Source organism: Marinobacter sp. KMM 10035, from assembly GCF_046537445.1.
In the GTDB taxonomy this organism is placed as follows: domain Bacteria; phylum Pseudomonadota; class Gammaproteobacteria; order Pseudomonadales; family Oleiphilaceae; genus Marinobacter; species Marinobacter sediminicola.
Window position 1 is genome coordinate 2,190,696 of sequence record NZ_JBBVMG010000001.1, and the last position, 21,476, is coordinate 2,212,171.

Consider the following 21,476-nt stretch of genomic DNA (forward strand, 5'->3'; position numbering starts at 1 on the left):
CGCTTCGAGAATCGTTGCATGGGTAGGTTTTTCAAGGTAGTGTCAAATTAAGTTGTGTGCAATATAAATGTCTGATCGTAAAAATGCCTGCATGTGCAGGCGCTCATGATTTTGCCAGGGAGAAATTTGTGTCTACCAGCTCTATATATGACTTCACTGTTCGAGATATCAAAGGTAATGAAAAGGCGATGGCCGATTACCAGGGCCAGGTTCTGCTGATTGTGAATACCGCCAGTAAATGCGGATTAACGCCGCAGTTTGAAGGCTTGCAGACATTGCATAAGGAGCTTGGGGCGCAGGGGCTCGAGGTGCTCGGGTTTCCGTGTAACCAGTTCTTGAATCAGGACCCTGCCGATGACAAGGCTATCAGCGAGTTCTGCAGCCTGAACTACGGTGTGGATTTTCCGATGTTTTCTAAAATTGATGTAAATGGCGACAGCGCACATCCTTTGTTCCAGTTTCTGAAGTCTGAGGCAAAAGGCCTTCTCGGTTCAGAAAAAGTGAAGTGGAACTTTACGAAATTCCTGGTGGGGCGTGATGGTAAGGTTTTGCGCCGTTATCCACCCACCACCAAGCCTGAAGATATCAAAGCTGATATTGAAAAGCTCTTGTAGGCCAGGTTTTGAACGAATTATTAGCACTGGATAACCAGATCTGTTTTAGCCTGTATGCGGCCAACCGGGCAATTACCTCAAGGTATCGCCCATTGCTTGCCGAGCTCGGGCTTACCTATCCCCAATACCTCGTAATGCTAGTGCTCTGGGAGCGGGCCAGTGCTAATCAGCCAACCCGCGTTTCCGATCTTGGTACACGGTTGCGGCTGGATTCGGGCACGCTTACGCCCCTATTGAAACGCTTGGCTCTACGGGGGCTGATTCACAGGGAGCGACGTCAGGATGACGAGCGAGTGGTCACTATATCACTGACAGATGAGGGCGCAGGGTTGAGGGAACAGGCGGCGCAAGTCCCGCAAAAACTGCTATGCGGCCTGGATGTTTCGCCGGAACGGTTGCTTGCCCTGAGGCACGAGCTCAATGCGGTGCTAAAGGCTATTGAGGCTCAGGAGGTTGAGGAGGAGCCCAGCGGGTAATTGCTTCGGCTAACTGCTTACGGTTGTATGGTTTGGTGATGTAATCGTTCATGCCGCTGGCAAAGCAGTCGGCCCTGTCACCCTGCATTACGTTTGCCGTAACAGCAATCACGGGTAAGTTCTGCCAGTCCGGATTTTTTCGGATGCGCCGGGTTGTTTCGTAGCCATCCATTACAGGCATCTGGCAATCCATAAGCACAAGGTCGTACTGCTGTTGTTTCAGGGCTGTTAGCGCCAACTGTCCATTTTCTGCGATGTCGGCACGGTGCCCCATTTTCTTAAGCAGTGTAGAAGCCACCATCTGGTTTACTTCGTTATCTTCAACCAAAAGTACCCGGAGAGCGGGTTGTGGTGCTGCAGTGAGCTTGGCTAAACTGGCCGGTTTGGAAGGCTCGGGGGTGCTGGTCAGGTTGGGATTGCTGTATATCGGCAGCGGTAGAGTGACCGTAAAGCGGGTTCCATGCTGTTCTTTCGAATCGACTGATATTTCACCATGCATGCGCTCTATTAACTGGCGGCAGAGCGTCAGGCCCAGCCCAGTGCCACCATACAGGCGTGTGGTTTGCGTATCGGCTTGGGAGAAGGGTGAAAATATCCGGCGCAGACCTTCTTTGCTCATACCTATGCCGGTATCGGACACCTCGATGGTCATGATACCTGCGGAGTAAGTTGCGTCTATACGCACGCTGCCTGTCTCTGTGAACTTGATTGCGTTGCTAAGCAGGTTGTTCAGAATCTGCCTTACACGCGTTGGGTCACCCAGGAACTGATCCGGAAACTCAGGAGCTGTTTCTGCGATTAACTCAATGCCTTTTTTGCCAGCCTGCTGAGTGTGCAGGGTGGCGCACTCTTCAATCAGGCCGCGCATACTAAAGGGAATGGTTTCGAGGTTGAGTTTACCCGCTTCAACTTTGGAAATATCCAGAATGTCGTTGAGTATGCCAAGCAGGCTTTCGCCTGCCGACAAAGCAATTTCAAGGCTGTGGTGTTTTGAAGGGTCCTGCTCGGCCTCCAGGGCAAGCCCGAGCATCCCGAGCACACCATTCAGCGGTGTGCGTATTTCATGGCTCATGCTGGCCAGGAAGTTTGCTCTTGCCTTGGCCCGACGCATGGCATCTTCTTTGGCTTTTACCAGCGCCCGATTGCCACGCTGTAACGCCTGGTTCTTGTCAGATATTTCCCGTGTGCGGCTTTCAACTTCGTGTTCCAGCTCGCTGGAATAGTTTTTCATGGCACTTTCTGCCTTGCGTAGCTGCGCAAGAGTGGTGTCCATAGTGTTCAAATGTTGGTTGATAATCCCGACCATTGTGCCAATTTCATCTTGCCTGTGACCGGGTGGCACGGGCAGACGGATTTTTTCCGGTGAATCAGCTTTCACTTCGTTGAGAGCATTGATCACGCTGAGCATGGGTCGCGTCAATATGAGGTAGAAGATCAGGAGCAGTGATGCTGACAGTATGAGGCTCTTCAGAAAGCCGCTCAGAAGCGTGTAACTGGCGCGCTCCAGGAACTGCAAGCCGTAGTGGTATGTGTCAATCGTTACAGCAAGCTGACCAAGTGGGAGGTTGTTGAGCTGGGTAACGCGCAGTTGGCGGCTGAATACCTTACTGGGACCAAACAATCGGTCACTGATCCAGCGATAGGGTGAGTCGGAGCTTGTTTTGCTGGCGGCCGCCATGGTGCTGCCATCACTGTCTACGATTCGCGCATCAATGGTGGCAGGGTGCTGAAGGAGGCCGTCGAGAAGCTCCTCGGCCAAGCGCACGTCAATATTGTAAGCAATCTGGGAGGCCGGGTTGTGGCTGATTTCAATCAGCGCCTGTATGTCCTCTTCCATTGACTTGCGAGCAGAGAAGTAATCGAGGGTGATTTGTACAACGTTAAGAATAACCCCTAACACCATCGCAATCAGAACCGTGTCACGGGTGAGGCGATAGGAGAGGCGGTGTTTAAAGCCTTTAGTCATCGTAGTCGGCTTTCTTCTTCCACTCTTCATCGTGAAGAAAGTCGTCCCATTGTTTGTCGAGCTTGGAACCGGACTCTGCAGGGCTCCCGTTGCCACCCTCTGCCATCATGGCTTCCAGTTCCCTTATGCGAATCCGGAAGCTCTTGACCGCTTTCATGGCAAGCGGATTATCCTGTGATTTACCCATTTCTGTGCTGGCCAGATGATAGGCGTGAATGGCTTTGCGTATCTCGTTCTGGCGGATGAGGTCACGCGCCTGAAATACATGCAGATCTGCGTGGGTTTTGTGCACCAGAAAAAGCACATACTTAAGGTTCTTTTTAGCGGTTGCCGCATCGATGCGCCCACTTTTGTGCATGGATTCAATCAGCTTGAACAAATTTTGAAGCAGATCTTTTGCGGCATTCGACTTTTCTACTGAGTCAATTCTGATCTGACTCATCTCATCGCGGTTTTCTCGCACCAGTGTTTTTCGTTGCTCTGTGGATTCGCGCCACTGATTCACGGGCAGGCTGGATTTAAGTCCTGCCAAGTCATTGCAGATGTCCAACATGCGCTTGAGTAACAAAAGCTTCAGCTCAGATGTCAGATATTGACCGGGAATTTCAGCGAGCAGGCGTTCACATCGCTTGTAGCTGTCCCCCAGTGCTGTGATTTTGCGAGCACGCTCAATGCGGGCTTTTTCGCGCATTTGAGTGGCGACAATTACGATGATCGATATGACAACGATGGCCGCCAGGGCAAGGACAATTGTGATGGTATTCATTTGTTATGTAATGACTCCAGCTTTTGGGCAAGTCATGCCTGCGACAGAAATCTGACTCGATGTACTGAAACATCCGGCAAGTATCAGAAAGATTAGCAGAAATATTGCATCGAAACCGGAATCAAATGTGAAAGTTCGTATTGTATATCAATTCTATGAATTGATTATGTGCTGTATATTAGGCTGGTGAATGGGGCTGAAAGGTTTCGCCCGGTCAATAGTGTTTTGGATCCTCAGGAGGCGTTCATGAATCTTTCCCGTATTGATCTTAATCTTCTGGTTTATCTGGATGTCTTGCTTAGAGAGCGCAATGTAACCAAGGCCGCGAACCATCTGAGTATTACCCAGCCGGCCATGAGCAACAGCTTGCGCCGCTTACGGGATCTTTTTGGTGACCCTTTGCTGGTGCGAACCAGCGAAGGAATGACCGCTACTGAGCGCGCGCAGGAATTACAGCCTTTGGTCCGGAGTATCCTTTCAGACATTGAGCAGGCTGTGCAGGAAAAAACGCCGTTTGCGGCGCTGGAAAGCCAGCGAGTGTTTCGCATCATGGCCAGTGACTATGCAGAATCCTGCCTGATGCCACGAGTGTTACGTCGAATCCGACAGGAAGCACCTTATGTGACGCTTGATGTTCTCACTCCGAGTGATGTGAGTTTTCTCGATGTTGAGCAGGGTCGTCTGGATATGGCGATTAACCGGTTTGACAAGATTCCTCAGTCGTTTCACCAGAAAACACTTTGGATTGAGTACTTTGCCTGCCTGATGAATGCCCGAAACCCGATTCTGAAAGAGCCTTTCACCCTGGATTCATACTTGGGGGCCAGTCATATATGGGTCAGTAAAACTGGATTTGGTGTCGGTGTCGGAGTAAACCCAAAGGACGTCCAGCGGCTCGGGTGGGTTGATGAAGCCTTGTCGCGTATGGGTAGCAAGCGGCAAATTTCAGTATTCACCCGGCACTATCAGTCGGCCATGCTTCTGGCTGAGCAACACGATTTGATCGCCACGCTGCCATCCCGGGCTGCCTGGCTGCAAAAAGACAACGCCAATCTGGTGGTGAAAATTCCGCCTTTCGAGATACCACCTTTTGAACTGAAGATGGCCTGGAGCCCGTTATTGCAACACAACTCGGATCATCAGTGGCTACGAAGGTTGATTTCAGATGTTGCGGAAGAAGTAGACGAGGAGTTTGCTCCCTTTGGCGCCCGTTTTGAATCGGGAGACGCGCAGCTGAAGCCCTCGTCAGATCGGTAGCTCGCGCAGCTCAAGGGAGGTGCGCCCGGCGTTCCACATGCGTTGGAAGTTTTCAGACAGCAACCTGACACGCCCGCTATCTGCGAAGCTGGCGAACCCTGAAGGTCGGATAAAGTCGTTTCGATAAACCACGCCTTCGCGATCTGAGATAAGGAAAGGCTGGTCATCGTGAGGGTAGTCGCTGTTGATCAACCTGAGATCAATTTTACTAGGCAGTCGCCGCATGAGCTCGACCAGTTGATGCCGGCGCTTTATCAAGGGCTGGTCGTCATGAATCAACAGGCGGATTTCGCTAAGTCTGTGGCGTCGAGCAAGATCCGACACCAGTTCCCGGAACCTGCTGCGATCATATAGATCGTGATCAAGTATGCGGTCATACAGCCACAGTCGTTGGTTCGTCTGCCCTACCATTGAGTCCATAAGGCCTAGCAGGCTGCTTTCACCCTCAAAAAGCCAGGATTGAGCGTCTTTGCCCAGTTGCAGAGGTGTGAGCCTTCCAGAGTTTGCCTGTGCTTCAAGTAGAGCTGGGGCCAGGCAGCGCATATCCAGATGAGGTATGCCGGCATCGTCGTATGGTTCGGAACAGACATGGAAGCCGGCCCGTTCATAAAATGCAATGGCGTGCTGCTGGGCAGATAGCTTTAGCTCCTGGTATTGCCCGGCTGACTCAGCGATCAAGTGTTGAAGCAATGCCTCTCCGATACCTTGACCACGGAATGCTGGCAGTATGGCCATGCGCCCGATATGGCCGGTTTCGTCCATGGTTGAAAACAGCCGGGCCACGCCAACCGGGGTGTTGTCAGGAAGCACCGCAAGATAATGATCTGCAATTTCGTCGGTGTCGTCCCACTCGAGTTCTGGTGGCACGTTCTGCTCGTCAACAAACACCTTTTGGCGAATATCCCGGATATGCCTTGGGGCAAGTTGCCAGCTGTATTTCCGAATCCGAACGGTCATGGCATCACTCGAAATACACAGAGCCCTGATTATAGAGATTTGTCAGCAAGCCGAGGAGGGCAGGGTCGCCAGCGAACTGCTTCAGCCCGGTCATATCAATGCGCGATCCGGCACACAGCAAGGGTGCCAGGGGGCGCGCATCACCCTTGAGTAGAAACTGCTCGCCGTCTGCAAACAGAGCGGTTTCACCGCTTTCTTCATGGTACGCAAAGCGGGAGCCTTCGTTCCAGCGCAGTTGCTCACCCGCTCGGATAGCCTCAGCGATATCTTCATCTGAAGCAGGTTCTTCCGCAGGCACAACCACATCCGTGTTTTTGGGTGCGGTGGCGTATTGGCCAAACCATAGCGCCAGCTGACGTTTGTCATCCAGCTTTTCTCTAAGTACCGCTTGCAAGCGGTCGATGACGTCAGGCGCGATGGTGCCGGGGTTATCCTGAACCTGCAGGTCGGGGTCGTTCATGTGGGCGTCGGCCCCCGGTTGGTTACACAGAAAGTCGGTGAAGCCAGTGAGCAGGTCGTCAACGGTCGGCGCTCGAAAGCCCACTGACAGGGTGATGCAATCGTCTTCGGCTATGCCGTGATGACCTATGCCTGGTGGCAAGTACAGCATGTCGCCAGGCTCAAGTGTTACAGTTTCTTCGCCTTCCCAGCTACTAAGTATGCGCAGGGGGGTGCCTTCTACCCGGGGCGAGGTCTGATCGCAGCGGCCTCCGAAGGTCCAGCGGCGGTGCCCCTGTGCCTGCAGCAGAAATACATCATACTGATCGTAGTGAGGCCCTACGCTGCCGCCTTTGGGCGCATAGCTGGCCATGATGTCGTCCAGGCGCCAGTTAGGCACAAAACGGAAATGCTCAAGCAGATCTGCGATCTCCGGAACCCAGTGGTCCAGGCCCTGGACCAGCAGTGTCCAATCTTGTGCAGGCAGTTTGCTGAAGTGGTCTTCCTGGAAGGGGCCGTTGTGCAGCTGCCAGGGCTTGCCGTTATCGTTTTCGATAATGATGCGGGATTCTACGCCTTCCTCGCAGGCAAGGCCGGCGAGTTCGTTGGCGTCAACGGGGCATTGAAAGCCGGGAAATGCCTGGCGGATGACCAGAGGCTTTTTCTGCCAATAGTCCCTCAGAAATTCCGAAGGCGAAAGTCCGCCAAGCATATCCATGGTGTGCTTCCTCAAGTTAGATGTTGCGGGCCTGATCAACGGCGTTGCCGATGTAGTTGCCTGGGGTCAGTGCCATCAGTTCCGCTTTGGCACTGTCTGGCATCTCAAGGGTTTCCACAAAGTTCTGGATCACCTCTGGCGTCATGGCTTTTCCGCGAGTCAGTGCCTTGAGTTTTTCGTAGGGCTTCTCGATGTTGTACCGGCGCATCACCGTCTGGATCGGCTCCGCAAGCACTTCCCACGCGTTGTCGAGGTCTTCATCCAGGCGCGAAGGGTTGATCTCCAGTTTGCCCAGTCCCTTCAGGGTGGCTTCGTAGGCAATCAGGCTGTGGGCAAAACCAACGCCCAGATTGCGTAGCACGGTTGAGTCGGTCAGATCGCGCTGCCAGCGGGAAATCGGCAACTTGGCAGACAAGTGGCCAAGTACTGCGTTAGCAATCCCAAGGTTGCCTTCGGAGTTTTCGAAATCAATCGGGTTAACCTTGTGGGGCATGGTGGACGAACCCACTTCGCCTTCAATGGTTTTCTGCTTGAAGTAACCGAGTGAGATATAACCCCAGATATCCCGGTCGAGATCAATCACGATGGTGTTAAAGCGGGCAACGGCGTCGTATAGCTCAGCGATGTAGTCATGGGGTTCAATCTGTGTGGTGTACGGATTGAAGTCGAGACCAAGGTTTTCAATAAAGGTTTTGGCATTGGCTGCCCAATCGACTGCAGGATAAGCAGAGATGTGAGCGTTATAGTTGCCTACGGCACCGTTGATCTTACCCAGAATTTCAATGTTGCCGATCTGCTTGATTTGCCGGCGCAAGCGGTACACCACGTTGGCAAACTCTTTGCCGACGGTGGTTGGTGAGGCTGTCTGGCCATGGGTGCGTGACAACATGGGTTGTTCAGCATGCTCTTGGGAAAGATCGCTCAGCTTGTTGGCAACTTGGTTCATGGCAGGTAGCAGGCCCTTGGCCAGGCCTTCCCGCAGCATCAGAGCGTGCGACAGGTTGTTGATGTCTTCCGAGGTGCAGGCAAAGTGCACAAATTCGGTGACTGCGTGCAGTTCCGGAACCTCAGCAATTTGTTCCTTGATAAAATACTCAACGGCTTTTACGTCGTGGTTCGTGGTGCGCTCGATTTCCTTGATGCGCTCAGCATTTTGCAGGTTGAAGTTGCTGACCATACCGTCAAGAAAGGCGTTTGCCTCTGGGCTGAATGCTGGAACTTCGGTGATCTGCGGGTGCGCCGCCAATTGTTGCAGCCAACGGATTTCTACCGTCACGCGGTTCTTGATCAGGCCGTACTCACTGAAAATATCACGAAAAACGCTGACTCGGCTGCCATAGCGTCCATCGACCGGGGATATGGCGGTCAGGGCGTTGAGTTCCATTGAAAACCTCTCAAATAATCAAAGAATCGGTTCAGAAAAAGGGATAGACCATAATACACCAGCATGGCGGGTGAATCAGTGGCAACAGATCAGTTATCGAACGAGCGATTAGCTTTCTCGGCGAGCTCTCGCGCATGTTGAATCACCTTCCGACGGGATAAAACCAGCTGCCATCGGCGTCCGCCGGACTGTCGCCATAGCACGGCGGACCGAATGCCTGCCAGTAGAAGTGCCCGTACTTTGGCGGCATTCTCATCCCGTTGTAGTAGCGAAGGGTTGCCGCTCACCTGAATGCGCAGGCTGAAGGTGCTGATGGTGTCTGTGTAAATGGAAGCCAGGTTGCTGATCAGGTTCGAATGCACGTAGCCAAAATGGCTGGCGGTGTGCCGGGCCTGATCAATTCGGCTGCCAATCACTTCCAGCATGTCGTTGTGACGGTTGAGCTTGGATTCCAGATGAATGAGGTTCAGTACGTAGCGCAGCACCTCAATATCCTGCTGCTTCTTTTGTTCGCTCATAACCGTAGAAAGCGTAACCAGCCCTTCACGCACATCGGCGAGTTCGCCACCATAAACATCGAGGGTGCTGGCCGGGTCAGTTGCAAACAGAGAGCGCAGGCAGGTTTCCAGGCTGTATGTGTTGCAGGTGCCATTGTTCGCAATTTGCTGAACCAGATTGGCGGCTTGAAATACGCCCGCCAATGCAAGGGTCTGGTCGTGGAGCGACCGGCTCATGGGTGTGAATCCTGCGTACGCTGTGTTGTCAGGACACGATCTGGCAGGGCTTCACCATCACGCCAGGTTTCGGTTATTACGCCACCCCCAAGGCAAATGTCGCCGTCATAGAAAACCACGGATTGCCCCGGTGTCACCGCTCTTTGGGCGATATCAAAAACAACTTGAACACCACCATCAATAACCGTGACGTCACAGGCCTGATCCGGTTGGCGATAGCGAGTTTTCGCCATGCAGCGGAAACTACTGGCTGGCGGTTTACCTGCAACCCAGTCAATTGGGTCTGATAACAGGCCGCGAGAAAATAGAAGAGGGTGGTGTTTGCCTTGTACTGCAAGCAGTACATTGCGCTCAAGATCTTTCTCGGCCACATACCAAGGCTCGTCATTAAAATCGCTCAAGCCGCCAATGCCAAGGCCCTGACGCTGGCCTATGGTGTGATACATCAGGCCTTGGTGTCGGCCGATTTTTATACCATCCGGAGTTTCGATATCACCCGGCTGCGCTGGTAAATACTGCTTCAGGAAGTCGGTAAATTTGCGCTCGCCAATGAAGCAGATGCCGGTGGAGTCTTTCTTGTCATGGGTTATAAACCCCTGTTGCTCGGCGATCCGGCGAACTTCGGGTTTTTCCAGCTCACCTACCGGGAACAGGGTGCGAGCGATTCGGTCCCCTGAAACCGCATGCAGGAAGTAGCTCTGGTCTTTGTTGCCATCCAGACCTTTCAGCAGGTGTGCTTTACCTGGGTCATCCGAAAGCGGGCGCTGACGGGTGTAGTGCCCGGTAGCAATGTAGTCCGCGCCCAGGGTAACCGCATAATCCAGAAAGGCCCGGAATTTCACCTCTTTGTTGCACAGAATGTCCGGATTGGGGGTGCGGCCTGCTTTGTACTCGGAAAGGAAGTGTTCGAATACGCGGTCCCAGTATTCGGCTGCAAAGCTTGCAGTGTGAAGCTTTATGCCGATTGCATCGGCCACGGTTTGGGCGTCAGCCAGATCCGTCATGGCGGTACAGTATTCCGTCCCGTCGTCCTCGTCCCAATTCTTCATGAACAGGCCTTCGACCTGATAGCCCTGATCTTTGAGCAACCAGGCAGCAACAGATGAATCGACACCACCGGACATGCCAACGATGACGTGGGTTTTCTCGGGAGACTTTGCTTCGAATGATGGAATTGTCATGACAGCTCTGGGCACCGGTGCAAAACGCGAGAGTTTACCATTTTGTGCTGGTTACGTCTGCGAGTCTGCGATGACATCCAATGGAAAGCACCGACCCTTTCGGTAATCCTCTATGCTTTTGATGACGAGCGGGCTGCGAAGTTTGTCGCCCAGCTGCCGGATGTCCTCCAGCGATAACCAGTGGGCCGCAATAATACCGGTGTCGAGCTCATGGGTTACCTGTTTGCGTGCTCTGCCAATGAAGCAGAAGCGGTAGTAGGTCACCCCGTTAGCGGGCGCCTTGTAGGTATACAGCCCGAGAAAGTGCTCGGGCTCGATGTCCCAGCCTGTTTCTTCCAGAGCTTCCCGGCGTACCGCGTCGAGAATGGCCTCGTCTTCCTCAACATGCCCAGCCGGCTGATTAAATACAACTTTGCCGCTGCTGCGCTCTTCAACCATCAGGAAGCGACCGTGAGCATCTTCAACAACCACTGCTACGGTGGCGTGTGGGGTCCAGGTCATGAGCTTCGTCCTCTCCTTGGCGTCTTGGCAGAACGTCTTTGGAACGGTTGTTTTCCAGGGTGTGATGCCGCGGGCAGGTTGATGGCTATCTTTCGGTATTTGCCCGGCTCAAGCCCATCCAACGACCAGTCACCGATACGATAGCGGATCAGTCGCAACGTTGGAAACCCGACAGCAGCAGTCATGCGCCGTACCTGTCGGTTGCGCCCTTCGGTGATGGTCAGTTCCAGCCAACTGGTGGGTACCGTGTCGCGGCGGCGCACGGGTGGTGTCCTGGGCCAAAGCTCCGGGTCCGTGATTATGCGTGCTTTTGCAGGCTTGGTGGGGCCGTCTTTGAGTGTCACCCCTGCTGATAGCTTTTCTATGGCGCGTGCAGAAAGAGTGCCTTCAACCTGAACCAAATAGGTTTTAGGCATATTTTGCCCGGGCGATGCAATTCGATGCTGAAGAGCCCCATCACTTGTAAGTAATAGTAGCCCCTCCGAATCGTAATCCAGCCTGCCAGCAGGGTAGACGCCTGGAATGCGAATCCAGTCGGCCAGGGTGGCCCGTGACGCTCGCCCATCAGCCATAGGCTCGTCGGTAAATTGGCAGAGTACCTGGAAGGGCTTGTTAAAGAGAATAAGTTCAGCCACAGAGGTGTCTCCAAGGCGAGGAAATGAGGTTAGGAAGGGAGGTTACGGAGAAAAGGCAGAGTTTGGAAGCGCTAGGCAGGTTGAGTGCTCTGCGCACAAACAAACAAGAGCCTGCCGGATTGCTCCGGCAGGAAGGCTCACTATGTGCACGGTTAGTGTGACAAAGCCGCCTTAGCCGTTCATGGCGCGAGGAGAGTGCTCCTCGTGCTCGGCTGTATCTTGCCCAGCTGTGTTTGACGAAGCCGGATGCTCATCTGGCACTATGTTTACGGCATGCACGCCTTTGTCGCTAGGCTTCTTCTCGAAACTGACCGTCTGGCCGGCTTTGAGCGTTTTATACCCATCTATCTGCACGGATGAAAAGTGGGCAAACAGGTCGTCACTGCAGCCATCTTCAATGATGAAACCGTACCCTTTGGCATTGTTGAACCACTTTACCTTGCCTCTTGGCATGATGAACTCCCTTGTTCCTTTGCTGTCACTTGTTGTTGTTAGCTTCAAAACCAGCTTTGAGTATTTTTTTCCGGTTTTGGCTCTACGAGGCAGTTACATGAACTGCTCATATATTTACATTATTTTACACTGTAGGTTAACTGTCGGTGAAACCCGGGGTCGAGTCAATAGCTTGTATTGCGGTATTGTGTGGTTGAACGCAGTCCGGAAGCGGTATCATGTTCGTATTGTTAATTATCTCACGCTCGGGTTTGGATTTGACTTGAAAACCCGGTACCAGGCAACCACATTAATGAAGGACACCGATAACCGGTAAAGAATGATGCGGACTATCGAAAATTCTCTACTAGTATTAAATCAGGGGGAGGAAGAACTGCCAGGACGTCATGACGATCTGAGCGTTGCTCCCGAAAAGCCTGCACTGAAGCGTCCGGCACAATATAAGGTGATGCTTCTGAACGACGATTACACACCCATGGATTTTGTAGTGGATGTGTTGATGACCTTCTTCGGTATGAATGAAGAAAAGGCGACACAGGTGATGCTGCTCGTCCATACGCAGGGAAAGGCGGTATGCGGGGTGTATACCCGAGACATCGCGGAAACAAAGGCGGCACAGGTGAACCAGTATTCCTCTGAATGCGACCATCCGCTCCTTTGCGAGATTGAATGTGCAGACTGATACAAGTTGGGGTGGCCCATGCTGAGCAAAGATCTTGAAATTACGCTGAATTCGGCCTTTAAAAGTGCCCGCGACAAGCGCCATGAGTTCATGACCGTAGAGCATTTGTTGTTGGCTCTGCTGGAGAATGAATCTGCAGTGGGTGTTCTCAAAGCCTGTGGTGCAGACCTCAAGCAGCTTCATGATGAGCTGGTTGAATTTGTGGACTCCACAACACCATTGATTCCGGGTAGCGATGACGAGCGCGAGACCCAGCCAACACTAGGGTTTCAGCGAGTATTGCAGCGCGCCGTATTTCATGTGCAATCTTCTGGCAAGAAAGAGGTTACCGGTGCCAATGTTCTGGTCGCCATTTTCAGTGAGCAGGAAAGCCAGGCCGTGTATGTGCTCAAGAAACAGAGCGTTGCACGCATTGATGTCGTCAACTTCGTGTCCCATGGCATATCCCGTGTTCAAGGCGCTGAAGATCAGGATGGCACTGAGCAGGCGTCACTTGAAGATTCTGGCGAAGAAGGTGGGCAGTCCAAACCTTTGGAGACATACGCTACCAACCTGAATGAACAAGCCCGTCAAGGACGGATTGATCCGTTGATCGGTCGTGAACATGAGGTTGAACGCGTGGTGCAGATTCTTGTGCGCCGGCGCAAAAATAACCCTTTGTTGGTCGGTGAGGCTGGCGTAGGCAAGACTGCTATTGCAGAAGGACTTGCCAAGCGCATCGTCGATGGTCAGGTACCGGATATTATTTCCGACGGCGTCGTGTATTCGCTGGATCTTGGCGCACTTTTGGCAGGAACCAAGTATCGCGGTGACTTCGAGAAGCGCCTGAAGGCACTGCTGGCGGAGTTGAAAAAACAAAAGCACGCAATTCTGTTTATCGACGAGATTCACACCATTATTGGAGCGGGATCTGCATCTGGTGGCGTAATGGATGCCTCGAACCTGCTAAAACCAATGCTGAGCTCAGGTGAGATTCGTTGTATTGGATCCACGACGTATCAAGAATTCCGTGGCATTTTCGAGAAAGACAGTGCGCTGGCCCGTCGCTTTCAGAAGATCGATGTGAACGAGCCGAGCGTTGAGGATACCTACCAGATTCTCAGGGGGCTCAAGTCGAACTTCGAAAAGCACCACGATCTGAAATACACAGATCGGGCTTTGCGCGTCGCTGCAGAGCTGGCGGATCGTTACATCACTGATCGCCACCTGCCGGATAAAGCCATTGACGTAATTGATGAGGCTGGCGCAAGGCAGCGTCTGATGCCTGAGGATAAACGCCTGAAAACGGTGGATGTCCCGGAGATTGAGGATGTGGTTGCGAAGATCGCTCGTATTCCGCCGAAGAACGTGTCTACCAGCGACAAGGATCTGCTGCGCAATCTGGAGCGTGATCTCAAGATGGTGGTGTTCGGACAGGATCCCGCCATTGAATCGCTGACAATGGCAATCAAGCTGGCCCGTGCCGGTTTGAAAGCGCCAGAGAAACCCCAGGGTTCCTTCCTGTTTGCCGGGCCCACGGGCGTTGGTAAGACAGAGGTGACCAAGCAGCTTGCGAAAGCGCTTGGGGTCGAACTGGTTCGGTTCGATATGTCGGAATACATGGAGCGCCACACAGTTTCTCGTCTGATTGGTGCCCCACCGGGGTATGTAGGATACGACCAGGGCGGTTTGTTAACGGAATCTGTTAACAAACACCCGCATTGTGTTCTGCTGCTGGACGAAATCGAGAAGGCGCACCCGGAAGTGTTCAACCTGCTTCTGCAGGTTATGGACCACGGTACCTTGACCGATAACAACGGGCGCAAGGCTGACTTCCGCCACGTGATTCTCGTGATGACCACCAACGCCGGAGCTGAAAGCATGGCTCGCCGCTCGATGGGCTTTAGCGAGCAAGACCACAGCAGTGATGGTATGGAAATTATCAGCAAGACCTTCACGCCGGAGTTCCGCAACCGTCTGGATAGCATTATCCAGTTCGGGGACCTGCAGAGGGACACCATCACTCACGTTGTGGACAAGTTCCTCACCGAGTTGCAGGCGCAGCTGGATGAAAAGCACGTGGTTCTGCATGTGGATGATGCGGCCAAGTTGTGGCTTGCGGATAAGGGTTATGACGTCGCGATGGGTGCACGCCCCATGGCGCGGTTGATTCAGGACAAGATCAAGCGCCCACTTGCTGAGCAGATACTGTTTGGCAGGCTGTCCGAGAAGGGCGGGGATGTATTTATCCACCTCAAGGATGATGAGTTGGTGTTCGATTATGAGGATGAACCTGCAGAAGCCGTCTGAGGCGGCTGGCAGGCCAGCCAAGCAAAGGCACTAACAAAAAAACCGCTGCAGTGATGCAGCGGTTTTTTTATTCGTCTTCGAAGTCGGCCGTAATATTAACGGGCGCGGTACACAATTCGGCCTTTGCTCAGATCGTAAGGCGTCAATTCAACCTTGACCTTGTCGCCGGTCAGGATGCGGATGTAGTTTTTACGCATCTTGCCGGAAATGTGAGCGGTAACAACGTGCCCGTTGCTCAGCTCAACGCGAAACATGGTGTTCGGAAGGGTATCAAGAATAACCCCTTCCATTTCAATAGCATCTGTCTTCGCCATTCAGTAAAAACCTCTGTTGAAAATACTTTCCGTAATTTTAAATTGCGCAATTCTGCCTTATTTGTAGCCGTTTGGCAAAGTGAGTTCATTATTGGCGGCAAATAAAGCCGCTTATTACCGGTTTATATCGGTATTTACGTGTCATGCCGTGTTATTCGGTTGTCAGGACTCGCCACTGACCATCATGGAGCGCTTCCAGGGGCTTGAACCGCGTTTTATAACTCATTTTGTTGCACTGCTTTATCCAGTATCCAAGATAGAGGTGCGGCTGTTTGCGTCTTTGCGTCTCTTCAATTTGCCAGAGAACGGCAAAGGTGCCCAAACTACGGCCCTCTTGAGCCGGATCGAATACGGTATAGATGGCGGAGAGCCCGTCATCCAGAACGTCGACTGCGGCCAATGCTAGCAGTTCTCCGTCTTTGCGCATTTCCAGGAACCAGGAGTCGGAGTTTCCTTCCACCAGAAAGGAAATGAACTGCTCACGGGAGGGCGGGTACATGTCACCGTCTTTATGGCGCAGTTCCACATAGTTGGCATAAAGCCGATAGTAGCTCTCATTGAAGGCGGCCGGCACCAGTGTGCATTCCAGATCACTGTTCTTTTTCATGACCCGGCGTTGGTTGCGATCCGGTTGGAAGTGATTCACGTTCAGTCGCACCGGGATACAGGCGTTGCACGCTTCACAGTGCGGGCGATAATAATGTGAGCCGCTGCGCCGGAAGCCCAGTGCGGTCAGTTGGCTATAGAGTTTTTTGTCGATTTGGGCGCGCGGGTCGACAAACATAGTTGTCGCTTCGCGATCTGGAAGATAGCTGCAGTCGTGGGCTGGTGTTGCGTAGAACACCAGAGTTCTCAGACTACTCATTTACGCCTCCGGCCGGTTCCACTGCCAGTCGAATGTCCAGTTGCTCTGGTTCGGTTTTTTGTCCGCATACTCACTGATTATAGATAAGAACTCGTTTCTTGGTAGGGTGCGTGCGCCCATGCTGAGAAGGTGAGAGCTTTCTACCTGGCAGTCCATGATTCGATAGCCCCAGTCTTGCAGTTGGTGGGCAAGATGGACCATGAGCACTTTGGATGCATTGGTTTCCAGGGAAAACATGGATTCGCCAAAGAAGCATTGCCCAATGGCCAGCCCGTACATGCCGCCCGCCAACTCGCCTTTCTGGTTCCATACTTCGATGGAGTGGGCGACTCCCTGGCGGTGCAGGGCTGAGTAACTTGCGATCATGTCGTCGGTTATCCAGGTGCCTTCGCTGCGGGTGGAGGCGCACAAGCGGATGATTCGGCTGAAGGCTTGGTCTGTAGTGACGCTGAAGCGCCTCTGGTTGAGCGTTCTGCGCAGGCTTCGGGATATGTGTATGTTTTCGGGGAAGAGCACGCAACGGGGGTCTGGGGACCACCAGAGTATGGGTTGGTCGTCGCTGTACCAGGGGAAGATGCCGCTGCGGTAGGCGAGGATTAGCCGTTCTGTGGAGAGATCACCACCCAGCGCGAGGAGGCCATCGGGGTCGTCGAGGGCTTCATCGGCTGAGGGGAACCACAGCTGGTCGGGGTCTAGCCAGGGTAGTGAAGTCATCCTGTCTTTTGCCGATAACTCTTAAGCTTGCTGATCCAGAAACTTTTCGGCATCTAATGCAGCCATGCAACCGAAACCGGCGGAGGTTACGGCCTGGCGGTAAACGTGGTCGGCTACGTCGCCGGCGGCGAATACGCCCGGGATGCTGGCTTGTGTGGCCATACCTTCGAGGCCGGACTGGATCTTGATGTAGCCGTTTTCCATGTTCAGCTGGCCTTCGAACAAGCCGGTGTTGGGCTTGTGGCCGATGGCGATGAACACGCCCGCCAGGTCGAGATCCTGTTTGGAGTCGTCTTTCATGCTTCTGATACGCATGCCGGTTACGCCGGTGCCGTCGCCCAGAACTTCGTCGAGGGTGTGATCCCAAACGATGTTGATGTTGCCGTTTTCCGCTTTGTCGAAGAGTTTGTCCTGCAGGATTTTCTCTGCGCGGAGGCTGTCGCGGCGGTGTACCAGGGTGACTTCTGCGGCGATGTTCGAGAGGTACAGTGCCTCTTCAACAGCAGTGTTGCCACCACCGATCACGGCGACTTTTTGTTTTTTGTAGAAAAAACCATCGCAGGTGGCGCAGGCGGATACGCCCTGGCCTTTGAATTTTTCTTCCGACTCCAGGCCGAGGTACATGGCAGACGCACCGGTAGCGATGATGAGGGCATCGCAGGTGTATTCGCCGCTGTCGCCTTTGAGGCGGAAGGGGCGGGTCTGTAGGTCTGCTTCGTTGATGGTGTCGTATACGATGTTGGTCTCGAAGCGCTCAGCGTGTTTGAGCATGCGCTGCATGAGTTCCGGGCCTTGTACGCCGTCGTTATCGCCTGGCCAGTTGTCTACGTCGGTGGTGGTGGTGAGCTGGCCGCCGACTTCAATGCCAGTAATCAGGGTCGGGTTGAGGTTTGCCCTGGCTGCGTAGACAGCGGCGGTGTATCCGGCGGGGCCGGAGCCGAGGATGATTAGCCGGGAATGTTTGGTTTCGCTCATGGGTGTCTCTCGTTTGTTCGGTACGTGTCGGGCTCATTGGGAGCCTGTATTGCGAGGAAGGGCAAAAGGCTATCACGAAAGCAGCAAGCTTCCATTTGTTTTGCTCAATTCCTCCGATAAAGCAATGCTATCTATGCGGTTACTCCAGTACCGAAACGCTGGCCAGCAGTTGGCGTACGCGTTCAGAACTTTTTCCGGATTCGCCTTGTTCGAGGCGGTGTTCGGCAATCGACGGGAATACTGCTTGTATATCATCAGGTAGTGCGTGGCGGCGGCCTTCCATCAACGCCCAGGCTTTAGTGGCTCTGAGCAACCCAAGCCCGGCTCTGGGTGACAAACCATAGAGCAGTCCGGGCATGCGGCGGCTTTGTTCCAGCAAGCGTTGGATGTAGTCCAGCAGCGCCGGGCTGGCGGTTATGCGGGTTACCTCTTCCTGAAGTTTGGCGAGCTCGGTCTCGGAGAGCAGGGTGCCGAGCCTGTCTGTCATTACTCGGCGATCCTCGCCTTCCAGCAACTCCCGCTCTGCTCTCGGGTCGGGATAGCCAAGCCGAATACGCATCAGAAAACGATCAAGCTGGGATTCCGGCAGAGGGTATGTGCCGCCTTGTTCTGTAGGATTCTGGGTGGCAATTACAAAAAACGGATGGGGTAGTGGTCGGGTTTCGCCTTCAATGGATACTTGGCGCTCTTCCATTGCTTCCAGCAGTGCGCTCTGTGTTCGTGGCGACGCGCGGTTGATTTCGTCTGCCAGGACCACCTGGGCAAAAATAGGGCCCTGGTGGAATACCAGACTCCCTGCTTGTTTGTCGTACATGGAATAGCCCAGCACATCAGCGGGCAACAAGTCGTTGGTAAACTGAATGCGCTGGTAACTAAGCCCCATCACTTTGGCCAGTGCATGGGAGAGGGTGGTTTTGCCCATGCCTGGAATGTCTTCAATCAGCAAGTGACCACTGGCGAGCAGGCCACAGAGGGCCAAGCGAACCTGGCGCTCCTTGCCAAGCAGGATCTGGTTCAGTTCGGTAACTACGTTGTCCACCAGGTTTTTCATGCCGGGTTCAGTCCCTCACTCTTTTTAGAATGTCGCCGTAGGCGTCGATGCGGCGGTCTCTGAAGTACGGCCAGATGCGACGAATAGATTCACTGCGATGGCGATCAAGGGTGACACTCAATATGCATTCGCTGCTGTCGTCGGCCCGGGCGAGGAATTCGCCTTGGGGGCCGCAGATGAAGCTGTTTCCCCAGAAGTGTATACCGTCGGAATGCCCTGTGGGGTCCGGTTCAGTGCCTACCCTGTTGGGCGCAACCACCGGAAGGTTGTTGGCCACGGCGTGGCCCCGTTGAACGGTGACCCAGGCTTCCAGTTGACGGGCTTGCTCATCCGGAGTGTCTGTTATGTCCCAGCCGATGGCGGTGGGGTAAATCAGTATTTCGGCGCCGGCGAGCGCCATCAGGCGTGCCGCTTCCGGGTACCACTGATCCCAGCAAACGAGAACCCCAAGCTTACCTACCGAGGTTTCGATGGGGGAGAACCCGCTGCGGCCGTCGTTGAACTCGGCATCACCCGGGGTGAAGTAAAATTTCTCGTAGAACCCCGGGTCGTCCGGAATGTGCATTTTGCGATACAGGCCAGCAATGGCCCCATCGGTCTCGATGACCACAGCGGTATTATGATATACACCGTTCATGCGTCGCTCAAACACAGAGCCCACAATAACGACGTTCAGTTCCCGGGCCAGGTCTGAAAGCTTTTCGCTGGTGGGCCCAGGAATGGGTTCGGCCAGGTCAAATATGCTTGTATCTTCGATTTGGCAAAAATACTGGGTTGCGTGAAGCTCTTGCAGAATAACCAACTCAGCGCCACCGGCGGCCGCTTCGCGAATCAGCATTTCGGAGGTGGCGAGGCTGGCGGCTTTGTTTTCACTGCACGCCTGCTGAATTGCAGCGACTACAAGCTGGCTTGAATTCCGGGTTCTGCCGGGGTTATGACTCATAGCGTGACAACTCCTTCCGGGATCTGCATGGTGACGCAGTGCAGGCTGCCGTGCTGTTTGACCAAGGGACGGCAGTTAATCGGGATTATCTCCCGGTCAGGAAATATCCCGCTCATAATTCGAGTGGCTTCTTCATCCTGAGGTACATCGTATACAGGTAATAGCACCGCGCCATTAATGATCAGAAAGTTAGCGTAGGTGGCTGGCAGGCGTTCGCCTTCGTCACCGAATACGGGGTCAGGCCAGGGAAGTGCTGTGAGCTTGTAGGGCGAACCATCCCGCTGGCGGAACTCCTGAAGGTCTTCTTCCATGGCTGCGAGGGCACTGTAATGCTCATCTGCCACGTCCGGACAGGTCACGTAGCAGATATGGTCCGGGGCACAAAAGCGGGCCAGAGTATCAATATGGCTGTCAGTATCGTCGCCGGCCAGATAACCATGGTTCAGCCACAGAATCCGATCTGCCCCCAGCATTTCAGCCAGCAGCTGCTCAATGGCACTGCGGTCCATGGAGGCATTGCGTGAGGGGGTCAAAAGGCATTCGCTGGTGGCTAGTAAGGTGCCTTCACCATCCGATTCGATGGAGCCACCCTCCAGGACAAAGTCCACCGCTTGCATGGGGGTAGTACCAAACACTCCAAAATTCGCAAGATGACGGTTGAGTGCATCGTCTTTCTCCCAGGGAAATTTGCCCCCCCAGGCGTTGAAACGAAAGTCCAGCAGGGTGGGCTCGCCATCGGTTATTACGGTAATCGGGCCGTGATCGCGAGCCCAGGTGTCGTTTGCTGGCGCAGGGACAGCGCGCACCCGTCCGGGCAGGTTTTGTTGGCTGGCCCAGGTGTTTAGCTCGCGCTCAAGGTCTTGCAGTCGAACCACGTGCTCACAGCTGATTACGAGATGTTGGAAATAGAGAACCGAGCGGGCAATTTCCAGAAATACGGGCTCTACCTCATCAATAATCCCTGCCCAGTCGGTACCTGGGTGAGGCCAGGTAAGTACAACGGCGCTTTGGGGTGCCCACTCAGCGGGCAACACGCGTAGGGATGTCACTTTACAGTCACCTTAAAATTGCAAAAGCCGCCATTCTATAAAAAAGGCGGCATGTCGTCTGAATGTGTGCCCTGAACAGGTGGGCGGGAAGAACACCGTGTCGAAAAATGTCAGCGCTGAGGTGTCAGGACCGAGTGTATGACACGATCATTTTCGAAATAGACCACAAAATTACCGTAATTCCACTGGCTGATCGGCGGATGGCCGATAGGACCCTCAATGGAAGCTGGCTGGCCCCATGAGGCTTTTACCGAAGCCTGTGTGGTACCTACCCGGGGCACGTTTTGGTCGCTTCTGTCTGCTTGGCTGCCTACAGGTACACGGAGTTCTTCCGCAAGTGCGCCGGTAACCGGGGCGAAAGTCATAATAAATAGTGCCGATACCAGGGTGCCGGTCAGGACTCGCTTCATTGTCATTGATCGTTCTCCACTCATACTTGAGCCTCCGGCAAGCACTCCGGAGACATGGATAAAACGTAATATCCGAGAATTAAAGGCAAAAGTCACATGTTTTC

General features: G+C 53.7%; 23 protein-coding genes. 5 read left to right on the forward strand and 18 right to left on the reverse strand.

Annotation, left to right across the window (positions count from 1 at the left end):
- Window positions 1-83: 83 nt before the first annotated feature.
- Together AADB16_RS09795 and AADB16_RS09800 are read left to right on the forward strand one after the other, a co-directional pair.
- Window positions 84-614: a glutathione peroxidase gene (locus AADB16_RS09795; protein ID WP_353962116.1), complete on the forward strand. Its 531-nt coding sequence runs from the start codon at window positions 84-86 to the stop codon at window positions 612-614.
- An 8-nt stretch (window positions 615-622) separates the two neighbouring features.
- Complete coding sequence (locus AADB16_RS09800; protein WP_309043250.1) at window positions 623-1,090, forward strand: MarR family winged helix-turn-helix transcriptional regulator; 468 nt, start codon at window positions 623-625, stop codon at window positions 1,088-1,090.
- Here the strand turns inward: AADB16_RS09800 and AADB16_RS09805 are convergent.
- Window positions 1,050-3,056: an ATP-binding protein gene (locus AADB16_RS09805; protein WP_410802954.1), complete on the reverse strand. Its 2,007-nt coding sequence runs from the start codon at window positions 3,054-3,056 to the stop codon at window positions 1,050-1,052. The genes AADB16_RS09800 and AADB16_RS09805 overlap by 41 nt on opposite strands.
- Window positions 3,049-3,822 carry a hypothetical protein gene (locus tag AADB16_RS09810; protein WP_410802956.1) on the reverse strand — a complete coding sequence of 258 codons (774 nt, stop codon included), beginning with the start codon at window positions 3,820-3,822 and terminating at the stop codon, window positions 3,049-3,051. The genes AADB16_RS09805 and AADB16_RS09810 overlap by 8 nt, the downstream gene beginning before the upstream one ends.
- A gap of 246 nt (window positions 3,823-4,068) precedes the next feature.
- On the opposite strand from AADB16_RS09810, the gene AADB16_RS09815 reads away from it, so the two are divergent.
- Window positions 4,069-5,079 carry a LysR family transcriptional regulator gene (locus AADB16_RS09815; RefSeq protein ID WP_410802958.1) on the forward strand — a complete coding sequence of 337 codons (1,011 nt, stop codon included), beginning with the start codon at window positions 4,069-4,071 and terminating at the stop codon, window positions 5,077-5,079.
- Here AADB16_RS09815 and AADB16_RS09820 read toward each other — a convergent pair.
- The 8 genes from AADB16_RS09820 to AADB16_RS09855 all read right to left on the reverse strand — a co-directional run bounded on the left by AADB16_RS09820 (window position 5,068) and on the right by AADB16_RS09855 (window position 12,080).
- Entirely contained in the window at window positions 5,068-6,036 is a 969-nt protein-coding gene (locus AADB16_RS09820) for a GNAT family N-acetyltransferase (protein WP_309043254.1), read from the reverse strand. The two genes, AADB16_RS09815 and AADB16_RS09820, sit on opposite strands and share 12 nt — an antisense overlap.
- Before the next feature lie 4 nt (window positions 6,037-6,040).
- On the reverse strand, window positions 6,041-7,192 hold the full coding sequence (locus AADB16_RS09825) for a JmjC domain-containing protein (protein WP_410802960.1): 1,152 nt from the start codon (window positions 7,190-7,192) through the stop codon (window positions 6,041-6,043).
- A 16-nt stretch (window positions 7,193-7,208) separates the two neighbouring features.
- Window positions 7,209-8,576, reverse strand: coding sequence for an adenylosuccinate lyase (gene purB / locus AADB16_RS09830; RefSeq protein ID WP_410802962.1), 1,368 nt, complete (start codon window positions 8,574-8,576; stop codon window positions 7,209-7,211).
- Window positions 8,577-8,665: 89 nt separating this feature from the next.
- Window positions 8,666-9,310, reverse strand: coding sequence for a high frequency lysogenization protein HflD (hflD, locus tag AADB16_RS09835; protein WP_410802964.1), 645 nt, complete (start codon window positions 9,308-9,310; stop codon window positions 8,666-8,668).
- Complete coding sequence (gene mnmA, locus AADB16_RS09840) at window positions 9,307-10,491, reverse strand: tRNA 2-thiouridine(34) synthase MnmA (RefSeq protein WP_410802966.1); 1,185 nt, start codon at window positions 10,489-10,491, stop codon at window positions 9,307-9,309. The genes hflD and mnmA overlap by 4 nt, the downstream gene beginning before the upstream one ends.
- Before the next feature lie 51 nt (window positions 10,492-10,542).
- Window positions 10,543-10,992, reverse strand: a complete 450-nt coding sequence (locus AADB16_RS09845) for an NUDIX hydrolase (protein ID WP_309043258.1) — start codon at window positions 10,990-10,992, stop codon at window positions 10,543-10,545.
- Window positions 10,989-11,627: a pseudouridine synthase gene (locus tag AADB16_RS09850; RefSeq protein WP_410802967.1), complete on the reverse strand. Its 639-nt coding sequence runs from the start codon at window positions 11,625-11,627 to the stop codon at window positions 10,989-10,991. The genes AADB16_RS09845 and AADB16_RS09850 overlap by 4 nt, the downstream gene beginning before the upstream one ends.
- A 171-nt stretch (window positions 11,628-11,798) precedes the next feature.
- On the reverse strand, window positions 11,799-12,080 hold the full coding sequence (locus tag AADB16_RS09855) for a cold shock domain-containing protein (protein WP_410802968.1): 282 nt from the start codon (window positions 12,078-12,080) through the stop codon (window positions 11,799-11,801).
- 322 nt (window positions 12,081-12,402) lie between these two features.
- Between AADB16_RS09855 and clpS the strand changes: the two genes are divergently transcribed.
- Together clpS and clpA are read left to right on the forward strand one after the other, a co-directional pair.
- Entirely contained in the window at window positions 12,403-12,762 is a 360-nt protein-coding gene (gene clpS, locus AADB16_RS09860) for an ATP-dependent Clp protease adapter ClpS (RefSeq protein ID WP_298449510.1), read from the forward strand.
- An 18-nt stretch (window positions 12,763-12,780) separates the two neighbouring features.
- Complete coding sequence (gene clpA, locus AADB16_RS09865) at window positions 12,781-15,051, forward strand: ATP-dependent Clp protease ATP-binding subunit ClpA (protein WP_309043261.1); 2,271 nt, start codon at window positions 12,781-12,783, stop codon at window positions 15,049-15,051.
- A gap of 95 nt (window positions 15,052-15,146) precedes the next feature.
- Here clpA and infA read toward each other — a convergent pair whose 3' ends face one another.
- The 8 genes from infA to AADB16_RS09905 form a co-directional block, all read right to left on the reverse strand.
- On the reverse strand, window positions 15,147-15,365 hold the full coding sequence (gene infA, locus AADB16_RS09870; protein ID WP_071263575.1) for a translation initiation factor IF-1: 219 nt from the start codon (window positions 15,363-15,365) through the stop codon (window positions 15,147-15,149).
- Window positions 15,366-15,516: 151 nt separating this feature from the next.
- A complete protein-coding gene (locus AADB16_RS09875) occupies window positions 15,517-16,230 on the reverse strand; it encodes an arginyltransferase (RefSeq protein WP_309043262.1) in 714 nt (237 codons plus the stop codon).
- Window positions 16,231-16,944: a leucyl/phenylalanyl-tRNA--protein transferase gene (aat, locus tag AADB16_RS09880; RefSeq protein WP_298447614.1), complete on the reverse strand. Its 714-nt coding sequence runs from the start codon at window positions 16,942-16,944 to the stop codon at window positions 16,231-16,233. It abuts the gene before it with no gap.
- A 21-nt stretch (window positions 16,945-16,965) separates the two neighbouring features.
- Window positions 16,966-17,919, reverse strand: coding sequence for a thioredoxin-disulfide reductase (gene trxB / locus AADB16_RS09885; protein WP_309043263.1), 954 nt, complete (start codon window positions 17,917-17,919; stop codon window positions 16,966-16,968).
- A gap of 139 nt (window positions 17,920-18,058) precedes the next feature.
- Window positions 18,059-18,970: an AAA family ATPase gene (locus AADB16_RS09890; protein WP_410802971.1), complete on the reverse strand. Its 912-nt coding sequence runs from the start codon at window positions 18,968-18,970 to the stop codon at window positions 18,059-18,061.
- Between the two features lie 7 nt (window positions 18,971-18,977).
- Complete coding sequence (locus AADB16_RS09895) at window positions 18,978-19,913, reverse strand: carbon-nitrogen hydrolase (RefSeq protein ID WP_410802972.1); 936 nt, start codon at window positions 19,911-19,913, stop codon at window positions 18,978-18,980.
- A complete protein-coding gene (locus AADB16_RS09900; RefSeq protein ID WP_410802973.1) occupies window positions 19,910-20,962 on the reverse strand; it encodes an agmatine/peptidylarginine deiminase in 1,053 nt (350 codons plus the stop codon). The genes AADB16_RS09895 and AADB16_RS09900 overlap by 4 nt, the downstream gene beginning before the upstream one ends.
- 110 nt (window positions 20,963-21,072) lie before the next feature.
- Window positions 21,073-21,396, reverse strand: coding sequence for a hypothetical protein (locus AADB16_RS09905; RefSeq protein WP_410802975.1), 324 nt, complete (start codon window positions 21,394-21,396; stop codon window positions 21,073-21,075).
- Between the last annotated feature and the right edge of the window lie 80 nt (window positions 21,397-21,476).